10 protein-coding genes and 1 pseudogene are annotated in these 21394 nt (G+C 41.6%); 6 read left to right on the top strand and 5 right to left on the bottom strand.

Annotated elements, in window-relative coordinates:
- Positions 1-347: pseudogene (locus tag ASJ81_RS23070) on the top strand (hypothetical protein); the annotation flags it as partial.
- A 59-nt stretch (positions 348-406) separates the two neighbouring features.
- Here the strand turns inward: ASJ81_RS23070 and ASJ81_RS19880 are convergent.
- The 4 genes from ASJ81_RS19880 to ASJ81_RS19865 form a co-directional block, all read right to left on the bottom strand.
- Complete coding sequence (locus ASJ81_RS19880) at positions 407-2599, bottom strand: DEAD/DEAH box helicase (RefSeq protein ID WP_095645875.1); 2193 nt, start codon at positions 2597-2599, stop codon at positions 407-409.
- A 404-nt stretch (positions 2600-3003) separates the two neighbouring features.
- On the bottom strand, positions 3004-4908 hold the full coding sequence (locus tag ASJ81_RS19875; RefSeq protein WP_095645874.1) for a threonine--tRNA ligase: 1905 nt from the start codon (positions 4906-4908) through the stop codon (positions 3004-3006).
- 374 nt (positions 4909-5282) lie between these two features.
- Positions 5283-6389, bottom strand: coding sequence for an AI-2E family transporter (locus ASJ81_RS19870; protein WP_095645873.1), 1107 nt, complete (start codon positions 6387-6389; stop codon positions 5283-5285).
- A gap of 331 nt (positions 6390-6720) precedes the next feature.
- Entirely contained in the window at positions 6721-9141 is a 2421-nt protein-coding gene (locus ASJ81_RS19865; protein ID WP_095645872.1) for a phosphoadenosine phosphosulfate reductase domain-containing protein, read from the bottom strand.
- 563 nt (positions 9142-9704) lie between these two features.
- Here ASJ81_RS19865 and ASJ81_RS19860 point away from each other — a divergent pair.
- Positions 9705-10955, top strand: coding sequence for an NAD(P)/FAD-dependent oxidoreductase (locus tag ASJ81_RS19860; RefSeq protein ID WP_095645871.1), 1251 nt, complete (start codon positions 9705-9707; stop codon positions 10953-10955).
- 118 nt (positions 10956-11073) lie between these two features.
- On the opposite strand, the gene ASJ81_RS23065 is transcribed toward ASJ81_RS19860, so the two are convergent.
- Positions 11074-11211 (bottom strand): hypothetical protein, encoded by a 138-nt coding sequence (locus ASJ81_RS23065; protein ID WP_170943419.1) that lies wholly within the window; start codon positions 11209-11211, stop codon positions 11074-11076.
- A gap of 512 nt (positions 11212-11723) precedes the next feature.
- Here ASJ81_RS23065 and ASJ81_RS19855 point away from each other — a divergent pair.
- The 4 genes from ASJ81_RS19855 to ASJ81_RS19840 form a co-directional block, all read left to right on the top strand.
- Positions 11724-14537 (top strand): PAS domain S-box protein, encoded by a 2814-nt coding sequence (locus tag ASJ81_RS19855; protein ID WP_245860358.1) that lies wholly within the window; start codon positions 11724-11726, stop codon positions 14535-14537.
- Positions 14538-15014: 477 nt separating this feature from the next.
- Positions 15015-16727, top strand: coding sequence for a hydantoinase/oxoprolinase family protein (locus ASJ81_RS19850; RefSeq protein ID WP_095645870.1), 1713 nt, complete (start codon positions 15015-15017; stop codon positions 16725-16727).
- Positions 16724-18310, top strand: a complete 1587-nt coding sequence (locus ASJ81_RS19845) for a histone deacetylase family protein (protein ID WP_095645869.1) — start codon at positions 16724-16726, stop codon at positions 18308-18310. The genes ASJ81_RS19850 and ASJ81_RS19845 overlap by 4 nt, the downstream gene beginning before the upstream one ends.
- A 760-nt stretch (positions 18311-19070) precedes the next feature.
- A partial coding sequence (locus ASJ81_RS19840) for a NosD domain-containing protein (RefSeq protein WP_170943418.1) occupies positions 19071-21394 on the top strand: 2324 nt, incomplete at its 3' end.

Here is a 21394-nt window from a genome sequence, read left to right as displayed (position 1 = left end):
AGTTGTTTTCTACCAAAACAGGATATGAACAGCTGGATGAAAGAATCGCTAAGACGAAAGAGAACAAGGAACATCTGTTAAAAGTACTGATTTTGCCAGAGATTCCGCTGCATAACAATGCAGCGGAACTGGCAGCAAGAGCAAAGGTCAGAAAAAGAGATGTCAGCCTTCAAACTATAACAGAGGAAGGAACAAAGGCAAACGACACATTTATGACGATTGTTCAGACAGCAAAGAAACTGGATGTAAGTGCATATCAGTACATATGTGATAGAGTCAGCAGTATATTTGAGATGCCATCTTTAGCTCAACTAATCAGAGAAAAAAGCTCAATAAGCAGAAATTGAGAGCTTTCCACTCAATTTGAAGAGGATACGATTTCCTCCCAAAATTCTTTTTTACGAAATTACTTCTGTCGAATAATATTTTTGACCCGCCTGTCCCATTCCGTAGACTCGAAAAGCTCCTTCAGTTCAGGAGAATCGTCTATGAAGCAGAAACCCCAGTAAACCGCAGGCAGGAATTCCCTTTTCCAGTGCTCCTTTTTCTTCTTGTCGAGGAACTGATAGGTTTCCGAAGACGAGAGTCGGCTTACGAATCCCAGCACCTTCACAAGCTCAGGGATTGTCTTCTGGGCCGATCCCAGTTTCAAACATTTAAGTCTGTGGCTGTCTATCTTCCGGAAATCGGGCTCGAAACCCAGAGTTCTTAAGATCCGGTTTTTCTCGGGCATAGAGAGGTGGATGCCGTTGTATTTGAGAGAGTTCAGGGCCTGATGTTTTAGCAGCCATTCGACTTCCCCGAAAACCTTGGGTTTGTGCTGCCTTGAAACGTCCCCTAGCCTGTGGTCTTCATAGGCTTCCCGCTTGAGCTTATTTATATTGCCTGTAAGCTCTGCAATATCTTCTGCGTCCCTGAGTTCCCTGACCCGGAATCTCAGGGTAGCCCGCATGAGTTCCCGCTTTTCCCGCTCAAAAGCACCTATGTCCTTTTCCTCTGTCAGCGCGAGCAGACGCGAGAAATATTTAGCCCAGATCGATGGCGTTGGAAGCCTTACAGGGATTTCCCGAACCTGAGCCCCTTTTCTTTTTCCTTTCCCTTTTCCTTGAAGTACAAGTTCTACCTTCTTAATCTCGATCTTTCCTTCCTCGATTGCCCGGGCTGCATCACCTTCTGAGAAAAGTTCTTCGAGGCGTATCTCAGGCTGGAGCATCTGTACCTGGTCAACCTTTTCCCCGGAAAAAACCCCTTCTCCAAAGCGCTGATATAGAGAGTCAATATTGTCTGAAATCTCAAAAACATTACCTTGATGTTTTCCTGAGACTGGAGAAAGCCTTGTCACCCTTCCGACCTGCTGTTCAAAGAGCCGCATACTCAGGGTAGGGCGCAGTAAAACAAGGGCTTCAAGTCCCGGAAAATCAAACCCTTCAATCAGCATGCCTACGGTGCACAGCACATAGGGGTTTTTTCCCATTTCCCTGAAAGCTGCAAGAATAGCATTTTGTTCATTTTTGGGCAGCTCGGAGCTTATAAAAACCGTATCTCGGAACTCGCCTTCAGGGGTATAATTCTCAAAATTTACGGGCAGGATAGGCTCAGGGTCTTTTTCAGATTCCGGGACTGAAATTTCCCCATTGAAGACCGAGGAGGTAAGCTTTGCATGGAAAGCATTAATTTCCTCCCCATCAGCTCCCACGCTGTAAACACGCTTCCGCACAGGGGCGCAAAAGACAAGTGTTTTTGCATGCTTGTGCTTTATCATAGAATCGTACACATCTTTTGCAAGCTGAGTTCTTCGAATTACTTTTTTCAACCTGTCGGGAGTGCTGCAGTCAAGGAAAAGGTCCTGTTTATCAAGCTCATCAAGCCCTTTTTCAAAATCAAATATCTCAAAGATATCCTCCGAACTCTCGGCAATCGTATACTTTAGGGGGGCAAGTTCGTTGTCCAGAATGCATTCAGGAAGTGTTTTTGCGTAGACCTCCCTCATATCCCCTGCAATTTCATCCACGAACTTGACATTTCCGACAACTCCCTGAAACGGGGTTGCAGTCATTCCCAGGATTTTTGTCCTTTCCCCTAACTCATTAAGAAAGTCGTTTCCTCTGTTGTTTATGAAATTATGAATCTCATCTACGATTGTAAGGTCGGCAAGCTCAATAATCAGGTTCTTGATCTCAGAACTCTGCTTTCCAAGTATGGTCTGAAGCGAGGCAAAAAGCACAAACCCTTTATCTTTTCTCTGCCCAAAAACTCTCAAAGTTTCAGCAAGTTCTTTTCGGTCCACTTTCTGCTCGGATGAGAGAAGTGCACTGTTGGGGAATAGGGGCCGGTCTTTCTTCCTGTCATAATAGGTCTGGCTAAGAAGAGGGTTATTTTTCGAGACAAGGAAAAGCACGAGTTTTCCTTCGTCGTAGTATTTTTTCATTATATGTTTCGAAAGAAAGGTTTTACCCCAGCCTGTAGGAACCTTGATATAGCCTCTCTGATTATCTTCGAGATATTTTGCAATATCCTCAAAAATTTTCTTTTTATCTTCCCTCAAGGGCTCAAGCTCGACGGTTTCCATGCCGACTGCGATCTCATTTGAAATTGTCATTAGTTATGCTGTCCTTACGCTTGTCAATGTAAAAATTTGATATCAAAACCAGAAAGTGCCTTGTAGAGGGTTTCTGGGAAACTTGTATAATCATGAAACAGGAAATATGTGTTTAATTGTAAATTCAATAAGAAGTAACTCCCCATAACTTACAAATAATCAGTAAAAATCCATTTAGTAAAAGTTTCCAAAATGCTCAAATAGGAATCTTTTCGTCCAGAAACGGAGAAGAACAAACTTAGAACTTGCTTTTATTTAAAAGGAATCCTCTTTCAATAATAAGGATTACGTCAATATATATGTTATGCTAAAAAGCCAGAAGAAACAGATAAACAGAGAATTTTTGTTTCCTCTGGCGGTTTCTGAAAAATTTATATGAAATAGTTCAGAAAATTTTAAATTGTTTAGAAGAACTTTGGCCTTACAGAAAGGTATTTTGCTAGTGGCAATTTTCTGTACGGTTTTCCTGCAATTTCGCCTTTAATCCGGGAATTAAGCTCTTCCGGAGTAATTTGAACTTTTTTAGGCTTGTTCTGTCCGGATTCGGCTCTAATTGTTACATTAATGGTACCATCCTCAATTTCTTTATCTCCAATGACCACCACATAAGGGACCCATTCCCTGCCTGCTTCCCGAACTTTCTTTCCTATTGACAGGTCGCGGTCATCGATATCAACCCTGCAGTCAAGCTTCTGGGAAACTTCTTCGACAAAAGCGACGTGTTTTTCTGAGACCGGTACAATCCTGACCTGGGTAGGTGAAAGCCACACAGGCAGCATAGGAACCTTTCCTTCTTCGGTTTCCATTGCAGCTTTTTCGAGAAGGGCATAAATGCAGCGTTCGATAGCCCCGCTCGGGGAGCAGTGAAGCACGGTAGGCCTTTCCAGTTTACCATCAGGGTTTACGTAGGAAATATCATACCTTTCGGCATTTTCGACATCAATCTGGACCGTGGAAAGTGCACTTGCCTTAGCAAGAGCATCTACGAAGTTAAACTCGAACTTGAGTACGAAGTAGAAGAAACGGGTGTCCCACATCTCAATAAGCACGGGTTTGTTAACGGTCCTTGCCATATTGACTATAAGCTCTTTATTCGACTCGTAAAAGTCCCTGGTAAAGCGGATGGCCACCTCATAATCCTTAATGTGGATTCCTATGTTATCAAGCACATCTATGCAGAGGTCGTACTGCTTTTTGAACTGGTCTACAGCCTGGTCCATGTCTGCGCAAAGGCTGTGCATATCAGGCATAGTAAAGGCCCTGAGCCTTCTCAAGCCCACAAGTTCTCCCCGCTGTTCCTTTCTGAAGCTGTAGCGGGTCATTTCGATCATCCGAAGAGGCAGGTTTTTGTAGGAAATCGTCATGTCGTGGTTTATGAGGAACTGCCCGAAACATGCTGCAAAACGCAGGAACATCTGCCGTTTGTCTGACTCAATGGAGTACTGCCTTGCAGGGAACCTGTCCAGATATTTCTTCAGGGTAGGGTGGTTCATGTCATACATGATAGGAGTTTCGACTTCCATTGCCCCGAAGTCGGTTGCGACATCAAGTACATAATTTTCAAGGAGAGATTTTACAAGCCTTCCTTTAGGGTAATACCGCATATTTCCTGAGTCCGACCCTGGTTCGTAATCTGCAAGCTCAAGTCTACGCATAAGCTCCACATGAGGAGGAGCACGCTCAACAGCTCTACTCTTGGAAATTTCATAGTCTACAAACTGCTGAAGTTTGGGGTAAGGCGTAAGGTCGAAATTCTCAATTTCGTGAAGTTCTCCATCAGGGGTAAGGATACGCCAGTAGGACTTTGCCGTACTTTCGGCTTTGAGAGCCTCGGAAACTACTTCTTTTTCCCCACATACCTCGACTTTGCCTGCTGCTTTTGCAGTTTCTTCTGGGCGTATGCTCCTTGAGAGTTCGGAAAGAGGATGCCCTTTACAGCTGATACTAAAAGCCTTATACCACCCGAAAGGAGCACGTTTGACCTCGTATTTACCTGAGAGTGCAGTCTCTATGCCTTTTAGTACCTGTACTGCAACTTTCGGAGAAGAAAGGTCAGAACTTAAGTGAGCGTAAGGATAGAGCATTATACGGTTGGTTTTGACCTGGGTAGCTACCTTTTCAATTTCGGAAACCGTCTTTTTTATAGTTCCCTCAGGATTTGCCTCATCTATACTTTCAACAGCCATAAAAGCGGTAAGTGCTTCCTCAAGCCTTCCGGACTTTAAGGACTCTTCAATTTTTTCAGCAACTGGAGTTTGTTTTTTGGTTTCGTATTCAATATAATCAGAGTGAATGAGCAATAACTGCATTCTATCACCTGTGTTCGGTTATCTTCGGTGTGAAATTTGTTCCGAATTTATTTCGGTATGGATTTGTTCCGAATTTATTTCGGTTTGAGTTTTTTCCGAATTAGCTTCGGTCTTTAATTTATCCCGAATTAGCCTCGGTTTTGAACTTATCCGGATCGATTTCGTTTGAATCAAGTAGTTGATTTATATAAGATTGACTTAGATCTGTACCGTCAGTAGATCTTGATTAAAGAGGTAAAGAAGAATATATGACAGTCCTAATATCCTTCAACGATATAAAATAATCCCTTTCGATTGCTACTTTTGGGCATATCCTGGAAAACTCCAGGATATGCGATGTTTTTCCGTACATTTTCTGAGCTTAACTCCGGTAACTACTTTTCCGAACCAGCCTTATGGGGATGTCCCTGATTCTTGAGGTCTGCGCAGGTATCAACAAATTCGGGATGGCTGTGCTCCTGATAAACCCTGTAAGCCGCAACCAATGCCCCAAGAAGAATAGGGGCTGCAAAAAATCCTGCAATCCCTCCGACAAAAGCTCCTCCCAGGAAGGCAAGCATAAGCAGCATAGGGTGAATTTTGGATTGCAAGCTGGTCAGGTAGGGCCTGAGAATCAGTTCCGGAGGGCCGTAGATAATGAGTGAGGATACTATAAAGAAAGTGGCTGCGCTTTTAAACCCGAACTCAAGGTACCGCATTAAAGCTAGAGGCAACAGCACCATGTACCCGGCAAAAAGAGGAATTATCGAAGCTATGAAGATAAGAGTTGCCAGGGCAAGTACATGGGGAAACCCAAAAGCATAGAAAACAAAAACCGAGGTTACGCTAACTATTAGAGCAGCGTAGGCATTGCCTATGAAAACGCCTTTAAGGATGATATCAAGATGATGTGCGTAACGGTTTATAACTCCTTTGTACTCCTTTGGGACCACACCAAGAAATGCGCAGTAAAGCCGATCTCCATCAGCGAGTATAAAATAGCAGAAAATGATTGAGATTACAAAATTGATGAAAAATAGACCGATACTCTGAGCATATGAAAGGAGCCCTATGCTGCCTACTGCAGGGAGCAGCGAGGTAAAAAGGTCCCAAATGGCGGAATTAATGCCTTCTATTATTTTTTCCGGAATGTTGAGGGAGTTTATGAAATTCAGAATTGCTGCCGCAACTGCCGTTTGATGTTCGATAACCCAGGAGATCTGGTTAAGGATTTCAACAATGCCTGCTCCTACAATGAATACTATAGGGATGAATATGCACAAACTGGCAACAAGAGCTCCTGTTTTTCTGTGCTTTTTGAATTTTACCCGGATAGGCCTGGCAATGTAAGCAAAGACTATGCCCAGTACGATTCCATCTGCAAGGGGCAGCAGAATAAGAAATGAAAAGTACAGAAGCAGCGCTACCGCCAGGGCCGCCCCAATCTTCCAGCGGTTGGCTATGATTTGGCTTACTCCATCAGGGTTTTGGTTCAATCTCATTTTTTAGTTTCCGTTTAAATGGATGAATTAATACAGGTTTAAGTCAAACATACGATTTGAAGTCAAATGTACGGATTTAAATCAATTATACGAGTTTTAAAATCAAATATGCAGGTTTTACGGATTTAAATCAATTATACGGGTTTTAAAGTCAAATATGCAGGTTTAAATCAACTATACGGATTTAAATTAGATATACAGGTTTAAGTCAAGTTTATGGAAATATAATAAAAGTGTGAGATCTAAACCTAATTAGGAAATGCAATATCTAAATATATTTAGGAACTATTTAAAAATATCACATAGATTGGAAGTTCAGTCTTCTGGTGAATCACACCTTTAGCTTTTGGTTTAGGTCAGGTACGAGTTTATTAAAATATCTGGTTACCACACAGGATTCTGTACATTTTCCGCACCTGATACAGGTTTCACTTACATGCGGCGTATTTCCTTCAAGAGAAGCTGCCCCAACAGGACAGGCTTTTACACAGATTCCGCAACCGGTACAGCGGGAAAGTCTTGTAAACTGCTTTGCAGCTTCCTTAAATAGCAAAATTGCTTTTTCCTTTGTTTCCGAACTTGCAAGCAGATTCCCGTTCGAAAAAAACTTTACAGTCCCTATTGCGGTTTTGACCAGCAACATTCCCAGGTCTTCTGCATAAACCGTGTTTCCGAGAACATTGATGAAACCTGCGGCTTCTTGTTCCCTGATGCCTTTTACGGCTGCTTCTATTGAATAGCCACCTGCCCTGCATGGAGAAATTCCTGACACGACTTCAATCTCGAGGTCTTCAGTTTTTTCTCTGGCAAGCACGGAAATTCCTAACTCTTCAGCCAGTTTCAGCATCTTTGGAGGCAGTTCTTTCCAGCGCCAGAACCCATGCTCTATGAATTTTTCAGAAAGCCCTCTGGACTTTGCCCATTCCAGCAGAAAAGCGTTCCACTTTGCGTACATTTCAGGGTGCAGGTCTTTTACTCTTTCATATTCAGCAGCGAGGGCAGAGGGACAAAGCCAGCAGCCTACCCTTTCGAAGCCAAGGTCATAAAGAGGACTGTAGGAAAGCTGTCTCCAGTGTATGTAAAGCCAGACCTCAATTGCCTTCCAATCTCTTATAGGAAAGATATTGAGCTGGGCAGGGACAAAAGGATTTGTCTCACTTGCTGCAATCCTTGCCCTTGAGAAAGATTCGTGCTTACGCTTACCGTCAATTGTCAGATAAGCCACGCCAGTTACCCCTTTTTGAGAAAAAGCTCCTTTCTCGGTCTCGAAGTCCCCTGCTGATGCCAGCTTGCAGACCTTGCAGCACCAGCGAAAATCCTTTGCAGGAGGCCCAAATTTCCCTACCTGCTCCCGGAAAGCAGAACCTGCATTTGCTTCGGTAAGTGAAATTTCCTTTTCCCGGCAAAAGTTCCGTACAAACTCTACAGTTTCCGGAAACTCAATCCCGGTGTTCAGGAAAAAAGCTTTAAGTTCTCTTTGCTTAAGGGAAGCCTGTGCCAGGTCAAGCGCCACAAGGCTGTCTTTTCCACCGCTGAAGGAGACATAGACAGGCAGGGTTTTGTATTCTTTCCTGGAAATAATCCCGCGGATTGTATTTATTGCGTTTTTTCCAAGCGTTTGGAGATGTTTTTTGTTTGCTTCAATGCATGCTGCAAGATCGGGAGTCTCAGGATGAAGTGACGCTTCACTGCTGTCTACCTTCCTGATCCTGAGAACTTTTGTTCCGGCTCCGGTTAAAGATCCCAGTTCGGTCAGGTCCTCATGCTCAGGTAGGGTTTTCAGGTTGGGAAAGTCTGCACCTTCAATATAGGAAATTCCATAGCCTGTTAGACTACCTGCGGTAACAAGCAAAAAGTCTCCTGCTTTTATATTGCTGTCAAAAGTTTCAATAGATTCTGCTGAAATACTTTTTCCGTTAAGGTGCCGGTTTGTTTTTTTAAGTCTGGCTGTTCTGCCTTGAACATGTTTCAGGAGAATTTTTGCACCCTGGAGGGAAGGTTCAAAACTGTAATCCATTTTCGAGAGCTCAAATCGGAGAATTCCGAAAATAAAGCCGTCTACAAGCACCTCATCGGTTTTGTCCTCACCAGGGATTTTGTTTAGAAGAATAAGCCTCTCCCCAAGGGGATTACAGCCAAAAGCTGAGTGAAGCTGCCTGTCCAGGACTTCCCGCTCGTAAGGAGAACAAAAACGGACGTCTGCAGGTTGTGAAAGCTTAAGGACTTTTCCTCTGCTGCCGCATCTTCCGCATTCTTCTCCTATTAGGGGCAGATTACATTTTTCACACCAGAATATTTGATCGTCTTCATACTCGAAACGCTGGGAGTTATTTTTCCTGGAAGAAACAGAGTCAAATTTTTTTTCAGAGCCAACGCTCTTGTTAAAAGCATGTTTTCCTTTTGAAGACTTTTCTTTAAAACCTGTAGATTTGTTCCTTACCCTGCTTTGCTGAGTCTGAGAATCTCTTTTATCCGAACTTCGGGAGGTTTTATTATCCGAACTTCGGGAAGTTTTGTTATCCGAAGTTTGGAAAGCTTTATTATCCGAAGTTTGGGAAGCTTTATTATCCGAAGTTTGGGAAGCTTTATTATCCGAGATTCCGGAAGTTTTATTATCTGAAGTTCGGAAAGCCTTTTTATCAGTAATTTGAAAACTTCTTTTGTCCTGAGTCTGGACTTTTTTTGTGCCCTGGTTACCTCTATCTATTTTATGTGGGCCCGAAGCCTGAAGTTTTTCTTTTTTCTGTTGCATGAAAACCCTGGTTAGTAGTTTGAAGAAATCGTTAAATATTTGATCTTTCAGTTGTATGGTTCAGTCGCACGTTGAATGTGTTTATCAATATATCAAGATTTTGAAGCCTATCATTTATGAAGTATATCAAGATTATGAAGCCTACCATTTGTGAAGTATATCAAGATTATGAAGCCTGGGAAGCTTCTGGAGTCTAAAAACGTTTAATTTTGCGCTCCAAGCAATGTTGAAGATAATTAAAAACTACCATCCCAATATAGAGTTAGTTCGATCAGAGAAGGGCAATCTTGCCGAGAAAGAGTTCTCTTTATCGAAAACTGAGTCATTATAATAGACGGTAATAGACGGTTACTTTCATCAATAAAGCTCGCATATGCAGAATGAAGCTCACATATGCGATAAATATTATTTTATCCAGTTTCACTAATTATTTTATTATCCAGTATCATTATATATAAAATCACTTTATGTATATATAAATATTGTAATCGGATTGTAGTATGAATTATGAGTATATTAAGCTTCCTGCTATTGTAAGGGCTTATTCTTGAGGTTAACACTGTATGAAATACGATGTCGTTGTAGTTGGAGCCGGTCCTGTGGGATCCACTGCAGCTCGCTATGCAGCCCTCAATGGGGCAAAGGTTCTCCTGCTTGAAGAGCATGCTTTCATAGGGTCGCCTGTAAGCTGTACCGGACTTTTGAGTACCAGAGCGGTTGCAGAATGCGAACTCAAGCCTTCTGACGAATTTGTGTTCAATTCTGTGCGTGGAGCTTTCGTATATGCTCCGGACGGGCAGTGCTTGCCAATTGATGGAAAGCAGACCAAAGCGTATGTGGTCTCACGGAAAAATTTCGACCGCACCCTTGCAGTAATGGCTGTGGAAGAAGGTGTGGAACTTTCTCTCAGGACAAGGGCTGTTGGGCTCGAAAAACCGAACATGGAAACCGAGAAGGAGGGAAAGCAAAATTCTACGGTAAAACTCAGGGTACTGAAAAACGGCAAGCCTGAAACAATCCATACATCCGCCGTGATAGGAGCAGATGGAGTAAAAAGCCGGATAGCCAGTTACGCAGGGCTTAAAAAACCTTCCCGCGTACTTCCGGGTATCCAGATTGAAGCTCCTTATGCCTCGGACGACAGCGACTTTGTTGAACTCTTCCCAGGTTCTGTTGCTCCTGGCTTTTTTGCCTGGACTGTACCTGTTAATGAAAAAATCTCGAGAATTGCGCTTGCTCTTGAACCTGGGCTTGCCTGGAAAAATGGCCAGGAAAACTGTTCTCCTCTTTCCTATCTTGAGAAATTCCTTCGCTCCAATTCTCACGTAAAAGCAAGATACTCAGGAGGAATGCTTGATTTTGTAGTAGGGGGAATCCCTATTGGCCCTCAGGAGAAAACGATGTCGGATGGGATTCTTCTGGTTGGCGATGCGGCAGGGCAGACAAAGCCTACATCAGGAGGAGGGATCTATACCGGGGCCTTCGCAGCAAAGATCGCTGGAAAGGTTGCTGCACAGGCTGCCCTTGAGGGAGATACCTCGGCAAAGAGGCTTTCCGAATATGACCAGCTCTGGCGTAGGGGTCTTGGAAGAGAGCTTGAAATAGGCATGAAAATTCACGACTACATCGGCAAGCTGGAAGACAGGCAATTCAATGACCTTATAGGTTCGCTAAATACTCCTTCGATTCTCGATACGATTACCGAATACGGAGACATGGATCACCCTTCTATCCTTCTAAGAAAGCTCATGTTTTCAGGAAATTCCTTAAGACTCATGAAAGCTTTTGGAACATTCTTAAAGACACTCTTTTAACATGCTTGTAGCCCCTTAAAATCAAGGCTTTTTTATTTTTACTGGTTCCAGATGAAAAAGACAGAATAGGTCCGGACAGGGATGTTTGAAGTTAATCCTTGAAAATGGTTGATGTATGTTATAAATCCTCTTCATTCATCCTGTTTCTTTTAAAGTTAAGAATTTTTCTGATAATTATTTTCTTTGACCCGACCAAGAGCTCCTCATTTTCAGGGTAATTTTCCTTTACATACTCAGAAAGCTCAATTATGTCCATATTGTCAAGTTTTCTTTTGAGTAGATTGAGATCCTCTATAAAAACACCTTCCTTATAAGTTTGCGCTTAGTCTGGATTTCATTATTGACATATTATTCAAAATTTTTTCAAAATATTTTAACCGAGCTATTTGTTCTAATTTTTACTCAAATTTTTACCTAAATATTTTTGCCTATATATTTTTATCTAATAATTTTATTACAGTAGATATATTAAATGTTTATTCTTTAATATTTTATCGGAGACAAAGTCCTCTCAGATATCTTTGTAAACCTTTCGAGACTTACAAATTAGTAAATGTTAGGTATTTTATAAATACCCATAGTTGTGTAAGTTGTTTGTATAAGCACCATAAATCTTTATTCAACACATACAATTAATTTAGCATAAATTAGCAGAATATTAATATGTTATAAAATTTAAGATAATCTCAAGATAGTGCTTAAAAGATAGATCTGAGGTTTGAACTCTACATAAATAAGCAATAAAATTACTAGGAAATTTATTAACGAATGAGCAGAGATTCAGGAATTGATGGTTCAGGTATAAATCGGAACGACATTATGGGCATGGAAAATGAAGAAAACTGGATGACTGAATATCTTCTAAATAGCCCTGGCCCTGTCCTGCGAATAGAGGTAGAAGGGACGGTTTTTTACGCAAATAAAGCAGGAAAATCCTTGCTTGAGGCTCTTAATAGCAGGATTGGAGAAAAAGCACCTGATGAAATCCTGAAGATCGCCCGAAGAGTAGCAGTCCAAAAGAAACCCTTACGAACCGAACTGAAAGCAGGCGAGAAAACTTATTCACTTATTTTTACTCCTTTACCTGCCTGCAAAAGTGCAATTATCTCTGGATTTGAGATCACTTCCTTCAAACAGACCGAAGAAAAACTACTCTTAAGAAAAAGAGAGCATGAAGTGCTTTCCCAAATTTCCAGTCTCTCTCTCAAAGTCCAGGATTTTCGGGTTCTGCTTGATCAAGTCTTGCCTCTGGTTGCAGCAGCTCTTGACGTAGAGTACTGCTGCGTCCTGAAACTCTTGCCTGATGGAAACTTTATGTTTGAGACAGGTATTGGCTGGAGGCCAGAAAACGCATGCAGAATTATTAAAAAAGATTCAGCTTCAAGAGCTGGCTATACTGTACTTTCAAGCCAGCCTATCCTGTTAGAAAAACTTGATAGGCAGAATTTCTTTAGAACAATAGGCCTTGAGGACTCCCTGAGTATAATCAGTGGAATAAGTTTGCTCATAGGAAGTACTGAAAAACCGTATGGAGTGCTGACAGCTCACAGCACGAGAAAGAATAAATTTACCAAAGAAGATACTCTTTTCCTGAATACCGTTGCAATAGTTCTTTCATTTACAGTTCAAAGAAAAGAAGTGGAAGACGCACTAAAAGACAAGGTGAATTTTCTGGAAACTCTGCTGGATACAATTCCGGCTCCTGTATTTTACAAGGATCGAAAAGGCGTTTATCAGGGCTGTAACGATCTCTTTGCAAAGATGATCCTCGGAAGTTCAAAAGAAAAAGTAGCCGGGAATACTATAGATGAGCTTTCCGAAGCAATTCCCTTAGAACTTAGTGAAGTTTACAAAAGTATGGATAGGCAGCTCTTCCAGAAAGGAGGAAGCCAGGTTTACGAGACCAAAGTAGTGTGCTCTGATAAAATCAGAAGGGACTTCATTCTTAATAAGGCCGTGTACAAAAGTTTTTGTGGGACTATAGAAGGGCTTATAGGAGTAATGCTTGATATTACAGGGCGCAAAAAAATGGAAGAGAGGCTGCAAAAAAGTGAGGAAAGGTTCCGTCTTATCGCGGAACAGACAGGGCAGCTAATGTATGATATTGACCTGAGAAATGGCAGTGTTGAGTGGGCAGGAGCAGTCACTGAGCTTACAGGCTACAGCAATAAAGAAATTGCTAATCTTAATTTTTACGACTGGCTTGAACATATCCATCCCGAAGATTATAGAAGGGTGCAGCAATCATTGAAAAATTGCTGGAACACAGGAAATAGGTTCAATGAGGAATTCAGATTCAAGCGAAAGGATGGAAGCTATTTTTACGTAAAAAACAAAGGAGTATTCCTGAGAGATGAGGAAGACTGTATATGCAGGGCTCTAGGGGTAATGGTAGACGTTACTGAAATTAAACAATCTTCCCACAAATTGAGAGAAAGTGAAGAGCTCTACAGATCATTTTTACAGAATTTCAAAGGAATTTCGTTTAAACTTAACAGGAATTTTGATCTCCTCTTGCTTGAAGGAGCCCTTGATGAAATAACCGGATATACAGAAGAAGAATTTATTTCCGGTAGAGTAAAGTTCTTTGATCTTATTGTCCCGGAAGATATGATATTGCTATATCAGATTCGGGACAAAATGATATCTTCTCAAATCTTCCCGAATTCCATTATGGAGTACGACTACAGAATAAGACGGAAGGACGGAAGTGTAAAATGGGTTCACGAGTTAATCCATAATGTATGTAGCACTTCAGGAGAAAACGCATTTATCCAGGGGTATGCCTATGACATTACTCAGAGGAAAAAAGTTGAGGAAACCCTTGAGAAAGCCGAGAAGATCGGCATGAGAGAGATCCATCATCGAATAAAAAATAACCTTCAGATAGTTTCTTCCCTGCTTAGCCTTCAAGCTGACAAGTTCAAAGATAAAGAGATTATTGAAGCTTTCAGGGAAAGCGAAAACCGTGTAGTCTCCATGTCCATCATTCATGAAGAGCTCTATAAGTCCGAAGATTCGGCAAGTATCGATTTTGCAGCGTACCTCAGGAAACTGACTGCGAACATTCTGCACTCTTATAGAATCGGAAACGAGAAAATCAAGTTTGTCCTTGAAGTGGATAGTACACTTCTTGGAGTTGATACTGCAGTTCCACTGGGAATTATAATTAATGAACTTTTCTCAAACTCCCTTAAATATGCATTTCCAAAAGGTGTAGAAGGAAATATCAGGATTTCCCTCTTCCGAAATGAGCTTGAGTGTCAAAAAACAGGCGAAATAGGAGCAAGCGAAGTAAGAACAGGCGAAGTAAGAACAGGCGAAGTAAGAACAGGCGAAGTAAGAACAAGCGAAGTAAGAATAGGTGAAGTAGCCGAAAAGAATTTTCCAGAATTGCCTTCCGGTTTTACTCTTGTCTACACGGACAATGGGGGCCGTTTTCCAGAAGAAGTGGAGTTCAAAAATTCGAAAACCCTGGGCTTGCAACTTGTAAACGCTCTCGTTGAACAGATTAACGGAACAATCGAGCTTGAAAGAGGAAGTGAAACAAAATACACTATCAGGTTCGAAGATAAAAGGTAATCCTTAAAAGTAAAAATTATCTATTTCATTTTACAATTCTATTAATTTCACTGTTAAAACTGAGATTCAATTGAGTATTTTACTCTTTGTACTTGAGCTTTCTTACTTTGTTTTCTTAGCTTTATTTTTTTAACCTGTTTTTCTTAACTGGGATTTTTTTAACTTTGTTTTATTAACCTGTTTTTCTTAACTGGGATTTTTTTAACCTGGTTTTCTTAACCTGGTTTTCTTAACTGAATTTTCTTTTAATATCTCCTAAAGTAATCTTTTTTGTAGATTACAATTCTTTTTTCAATTCAGAATGTTTTTGTCATATAAGCTTAGAAATAGTATTCTTGTCTATCAGAGACATGACACGTTATAAGCTAAAACAAACTTTTTTTGAAAAAAAGTTTGAAATTTGGCATTGATTACATTTGATATAAATGTGGTAATAAAAGAATAAAAACACATACAGCGAGGATAGGCGAATTGTGAATGCTAATAGGAATTGATGTCGGAGGCACTACCACGGATGCAGTGCTTATCCGGAATGGAGAAGTATGCAGTACTGCCAAGGTTTCCACTGAGCCCGGAAATCTTCTGAATTCCCTAGTTGAGGCCCTTGATGCAGTCAGCAGAGATATCCCTCCCGAACAGCTGGAAAGAGTAGTATTCAGTACAACCGTGATAACAAATCTTATTGCCGAAGGCAAAACTGACCGTGTAGCCCTGGTATTAATTCCAGGACCCGGAGTTAACCCGGCAAGTTATACTTTTCCTGACAGTTTTTGTATAAAAGGGGCTATGGATTACAGGGGAAGGGAAATCGATCCTCTCGATGAGGTCGAGATCAGAAAAACTGTGGGTTTGATCCGAGAATCAGGGTTTTCAAGAGCAGCCATTATAAGTAAGTTCGGGCAGAGGAATTCCTCTCACGAACTCAGGGTAGAGGAGATTTTCAGGGAGGACCATCCTGGCTGTAAACTGGAACTCGGGCACAAGGTTTCGGGGAAACTTAATTTCCCAAGAAGGATAGCAACTGCTATGCTTGCCTCTGCCACAAGAGAGCGCTATCAGGAGTTTGTTGAGAAAATCAAGAAAGCTCTTGATGAGAGAAATATCCGGGCTCCTGTGTATATCCTGAAAGCCGATGGCGGAACTCTCCCGGTTGAAAAATCGATAGAATTTCCTGTGGAAACTATCTTTTCGGGCCCTGCCGCAAGTACGGTTGGAGCTCTTGCCCTTACTCCTGAGGGACAGACCTCAGTTATTGTGGATATAGGAGGGACGACAACAGATCTTGCATTAATTCTGTCAGGTAAACCCCTTCTTGCTTCTAAAGGCGCAAAACTTGGAGGTTTCCTGACACATGTCCGGGCTTTTGCAGTCCGCTCGATAGCTGTGGGGGGAGACAGTGTTATAAGGGTTAAGGACCTCAGTCTCGGCACAAAACAGATGACAGTCGGCCCTGACAGGGCAGGCCCGGCTTATTGCATGGGAGGGAAAGAAACTACCCCTACGGATGCCCTGAAGTTTCTCGGGCTTATTGAGGTAGGAAATCCCGAGCGTGCAAGTGAGGCGATCAAAGTTACAGCTTCTGAACTTGGAAAATCCGAAACTGAAACTGCATCCCTGATTGTGGATGGAGTTGCACAGATGATCACTGATGCAGTCAATGAAATGTTTTTTGAATGGGAACAGGAACCTGCTTACAGGGTATGGGAAGTACTGCAGGAGAAAAAAGCAAGGCCTGAAAACGTGGTTGGAATCGGAGGGGGTGCTAAGGGGCTTATTGCAGAGATTGCGAAAAAACTTAATGCAAACCCTGTTATTCCTGAGTATGCTGAGGTCGGAAATGCCATAGGGGCAGCCGTTGCAAGGCCCACACTTACTCTCAACCTGCACATTGATACTGAACAGAAAATGTACTCAGTCGCCGAAGAAGGGGAGATTGTCAGTCTAAGTACAACAAAGTTCGGGAACTTGAACAAAGTCCGGCTCGACGAAGCTGAAGCCTTAGCCGCAGAACTCTTGAGGAAACGTGCTGAAGACTTTGGAATTTCCAAGTATGCGGATGAAGCTGAGATTGTTAATAGTGAGGTTTTCAATGTCGTCAACGGCTGGTATACTTCAGGGAAACTTTTTGATGTAAGTATGCAGATCCCTGCAGGCCTGATCCCAGAGTGGAAAAGGAGGGAAAAGGCATGAAACTGGGGCTTGGAAGACTCAGGGATGTACTGAAAACTGGCTCAGGGACAACTCCATCAGAAGGGGAAAAAGAGCAGGCAGAAGGGCAGAGTAAGATCGAGCCCGAAGAAGCGCGGAAGACGAAAATTGAGGGAACGAAGCCTGAAACACCCAACGGAAATGAGGAAATTATAATGGAACTAAAAAAGACCGGGTTGGAACCGAAAAAAGAACCGTCACTCCCGGCAGACCGCACTGGAGCCGAGAAGACAGGCCTTATTTTCTTCCCTGCCTTTGACTGGGCTATTTCACCGACCCATCCTGAAAGAGAAGAACGCCTTCTTTATACCAGAGACCAGATCTTTGAAGAAGGCCTGATGGATTTGCCGGAAATAGCCGAATATAAACCTCGCCTTGCAGAGTACAGGGATATTGCCAGAGTTCACTTCTGTGTGCCTGATATAAAAGCCCAGGCTACAACTCCTCACCTGATCGCAGCAGGTAGTTGTCTGGTGCTTGGGGACGCCCTGATGAAGGCAGAGGTTAAAAATGCTTTTGCGCTTATCCGCCCGCCTGGCCATCATGCAATGACAGTAGCACATGGAAACCGGGGGTTTTGTAATATCAACAATGAAGCTATCCTTGTCGAGTACCTGAGAAAAAAGTACGGGATACGCAGGATTGCAATTGTTGATACTGATGTACACCATGGGGACGGAACCCAGGAGATTTTCTATAATGATCCTGATGTGCTTTTTATCTCCTTCCACCAGGACGGAAGAACCCTTTACCCTGGCTCAGGCTTTATAAACGAACTGGGAGGTCCAAAAGCCCTTGGCAGAACAATCAATATTCCCTTGCCGCCAGGAACTCCAGATGAGGGCATACTTTATGTGCTTGATTCCCTTGTGCTTCCTATTCTTAAGGATTTTGAACCTGAGCTTGTCCTGAATTCTGCGGGACAGGATAATCACTATACCGACCCTCTAGCAAATATGCGCTTTTCCGCACAGGGCTATGCAAAATTGAATGAAAAACTTGCCCCTGATATGGCCGTGCTTGAAGGAGGTTATGCAATTCAGAGTGCACTTCCTTATGTAAATACGGGTATAATCCTTGCAATGGCAGGGCTCGATTATTCCTGCGTAAAGGAACCTGACTTCAAGCCAGGAATGTTTGTCCAGGCTGCCAGGGACAGAAAGACCCTGGAAGAAGTAGTTGCAGCTCAGCTTGAAAACTGGAAAAACAGGGATAGGCTTGTAGAGGCTGAAGTGGCAAAACATGGGGACTTCTACCGCCGAAAAAAGCAGATCTTTTACGACACGGATATGATTCAAGAGTTCCAGGAAGAGACCATCCGGATGTGCCCTGACTGCCAGGGCTACAAAACCATTGACTCCCATGCTCATAGGGGCGTAGACGATACCAGAATCTTCGGGATTTCGGTTCCAATCTACGCCTGTGAGAAATGCCAGGCTGAAGCCAGAGAAGAGTACAGGAAAAGGCTAATTCATCCGGGATATGAGTACGTTTACCTTCAAGATAAAAAACAGGATGAGTACAGAGCGTATAATACAAGGACAAAAAAGGAAACGGTTTATTGAGACAGAAAAAGGTTTTTTAATAGAAAAAAAGGTACTAAAAGTTATAAAGGCTTTTTCCTTTTTGTTTTTTCTCTTCTCTTTTTCCTTTTTTTCCTTTTTCCTTTTTGTTTCTTCTCTTCTCTTTTTCCTTTTTGTTTCTTCTCTTCTCTTTTTCTCTTTTTATTGTTATTTCTGCTTATGCCTATTTCTGTACTTGTATCTAGCCTATGCTATTTTTTGAATAAGATACTTGAGAAATACATCCCTACATTTCATGAAATATTTTTTGGAGATAACATTATTTTTTAAAGGTACTTACTAAATATATTAATTTTACTCTTAGTTACCAAAATAATCAGGTACTTAGCAGGCTTGCATAAGATAGAAAAAACCTGATTGTCTGGCAGGAATGTAGATGAAAACGTATATCTTATCGTAATTCCAGCAGTTAAGTGAGGGTGAGAAAAAGTAAGATATAGTCAGTGTTAACTTATTTTCTGCTTAATATAATCGGAAGTCGATCTTGGAGAATAAAAGGGCAATGGTAGAAATCAAGAGAGAATTCCGGTAAGCTATGGCCTTATTTTGTGATTTTCGATTATAGCATATTTTTACAAATATATTGATCAAAACCGATATGTTTATATCCTATTTGCAATTAGTTTCTAATTAATTTAATAAAGTTATACTCTTAACTTCTTTCATGTGTAGGGAGGAATTTGAAATAAACAAAATAAAACTTTTGTTACTAACTTTTTTAATACTCACGCTAAGTTCTTGTGTGGGGGCGGCTAAGGATATTACCGTTCAGTCAGGTGGGTCCATACAAGCCGCAGTGAATAGCGCAAGTTCAGGTGATACAATTATCGTATCTCCGGGAACCTACTATGAAAATATTGAGATAACTAGAGCTAACCTGGAACTCAGGTCAGCCTCGGGTAACCCTGATGACACGATAATTGCTTCCAATACCACAGGCAAAGACGTGATCTCTCTTGGAGCCAGATCCAATTCAAAAATTACAGGATTTACGATCAGTGAAGCTACCGGAGCAACCATTTCAGGAATCTCTCTGAGTTTGTGCAATGGCTGCACCATTGAAAAGAACAAATTTTTAAACAATAGCATTGGAATATCCGTGAAGTCTTCCGGAAACAATGCACTACGCGACAACACAGTGACAAGTGGAACAGGTACAGGAATTTACATTTCGCAGTCTTATTCGACCACTACTTCAGAGAATCGGGTTTCAGGTTGCGTGATTGGGATTAAGATTGCTAGCACCCAGGATGGTGGTAACACCGTTTCAAAAAACACTGTAAGCCAGAATTCTGGCAGTGGTATCGAGCTGGAGGATACAAACAATAATAATAATTTAGAAAACAACACTGTAAACTCGAACGGAGTTAGGGGTATCTATTTAGCAAGATCAAGTAAGAACAACTTGAAAAATAATAATGTTTCTTCCAACGGAGGAAACGGAATTGAAATGGGGTACTCTTCCGAAAATACAGTTTTAGGTAACACAGTTTCAGGTAATAATACAACAGTTAATAACCATGGTATATTCCTGGATAATTGTACGAATAGTTACGTACAAAGCAACACAGTTTCAAGCTGTGAATACGGAATAGCTATGAGGTATTCCAATAATAACCATGTCATAAACAATAACGCAAATGAAAATGACAGAGGTTTTTACGTAGCCTATACATCCAGCGGAAATACGCTTTCAGGCAATAAGGCAAATTCGAACAGTCTTAATGGTATTACTGTGATTAGTAGTGCCAGCAATAATATAGTAGATAGCAATGAAGTAAGTTTGAATAGTGGCTATGGTATATATCTTGAGACTGCAGATAATAATAAAATATTTAATAATATTGCGTCCCAAAATTCAAGGGGTATTTTTTTACGAGGTGTTGGGTCCAAACAAAACAATCTTTCAAACAATATTTTAAATCACAATACGGCTGATGGTATTCGTCTTGACAACTCAAGTGAGAATCACCTTATCAATAATACTGCAATTTCGAGCAACACCTATGGGATCTGCTTAGTGGGCTCATGTAATAATAATGAACTAAAGAATAATACAGCTCAGTTGAATAGAATAGGCATTTACATGACGACCGCAACTGGAAACACGCTTTCTCAAAATGCAATCTTCGAGAATGGCGAGTCTGGAGTTCTGCTCTCGCTTTCCAATAATAATATCCTTTCCGGGAATGTGATTCATGACAATATTGAAGGTATCTCCCTCGGTTCCTCTGAAAGCAACAATATTTCAGGCAACAATGTAATCTCAAACGGTAACGGCATCTATATGTGCCCTAGAAGCTACTATAACCGCGTTTATAATAACTGTTTCAATAACTCCAATAATGCAAATATTAGAAATAACATAAGCACCTGGTACATCGAAAAAACTTCAGGTAAAAATGTAATGGGTGGGCCGAATCTGGGAGGCAATTTTTGGGGGAGCCCGTCACTCATGGGTTTCTCCGACATAAATCTTGATAACGACAGCGATGGTATTATTGATATTCCCTACGTTTCAGCCAACGGTAATGTTACGGATAACTACCCACTGATACGTATAGTGCTGCCTGTCGCAAAACTCGATGTCAGTCCCACGAAGGGTTTTGTTCCTCTCACAGTTCAATTTACGGATCGTTCACAGGATGCAACTTCAATAAGCTGGGACATTGACGGTGATGGAAAATCGGACAATACCAATAAGAGTTTTGTCCATGTGTACGAGAAGCCGGGAACCTATAATGTCACTTTGACAGCAAGCAATAGAAATGATACTTCCTCAGCAAATGTGCAAATTATTGCAGAGGAATATAAAATTCTTCCTGTTGCAAACTTCAATGCCAACGTAACAAGCGGCTATGCTCCTCTTTCGGTCCTGCTTACCGACCTGTCACAAAACGCAACCTCAAGGAACTGGGATATCGGTAATGACGGAACTGTGGAGTCTACAAATGCAAGCATTGTTTATGTATTCACTAACCCTGGAACCTATCCTGTTAGCTTAACTGCGGTAAATGAAAACGGCACTTCCGTGGCAAAACCTATTACAATAACTGTCACGCAAGA

Origin of the sequence: Methanosarcina spelaei, from assembly GCF_002287235.1 — an archaeon.
Classification (GTDB): Archaea; Halobacteriota; Methanosarcinia; order Methanosarcinales; family Methanosarcinaceae; genus Methanosarcina; species Methanosarcina spelaei.
Note: the sequence above shows the minus strand (reverse complement) of the source record. Positions and strands in the feature narration are given on the sequence as shown.

Coding starts and splice junctions, on each gene's coding strand:
- ASJ81_RS19880 (WP_095645875.1), bottom strand. CDS start 2,599: ATGACAATTTCAAATGAGATCGCAGTCGGCATGGAAACCGTCGAGCTT.
- ASJ81_RS19875 (WP_095645874.1), bottom strand. CDS start 4,908: ATGCAGTTATTGCTCATTCACTCTGATTATATTGAATACGAAACCAAA.
- ASJ81_RS19870 (WP_095645873.1), bottom strand. CDS start 6,389: ATGAGATTGAACCAAAACCCTGATGGAGTAAGCCAAATCATAGCCAAC.
- ASJ81_RS19865 (WP_095645872.1), bottom strand. CDS start 9,141: ATGCAACAGAAAAAAGAAAAACTTCAGGCTTCGGGCCCACATAAAATA.
- ASJ81_RS19860 (WP_095645871.1), top strand. CDS start 9,705: ATGAAATACGATGTCGTTGTAGTTGGAGCCGGTCCTGTGGGATCCACT.
- ASJ81_RS23065 (WP_170943419.1), bottom strand. CDS start 11,211: ATGGACATAATTGAGCTTTCTGAGTATGTAAAGGAAAATTACCCTGAA.
- ASJ81_RS19855 (WP_245860358.1), top strand. CDS start 11,724: ATGAGCAGAGATTCAGGAATTGATGGTTCAGGTATAAATCGGAACGAC.
- ASJ81_RS19850 (WP_095645870.1), top strand. CDS start 15,015: ATGCTAATAGGAATTGATGTCGGAGGCACTACCACGGATGCAGTGCTT.
- ASJ81_RS19845 (WP_095645869.1), top strand. CDS start 16,724: ATGAAACTGGGGCTTGGAAGACTCAGGGATGTACTGAAAACTGGCTCA.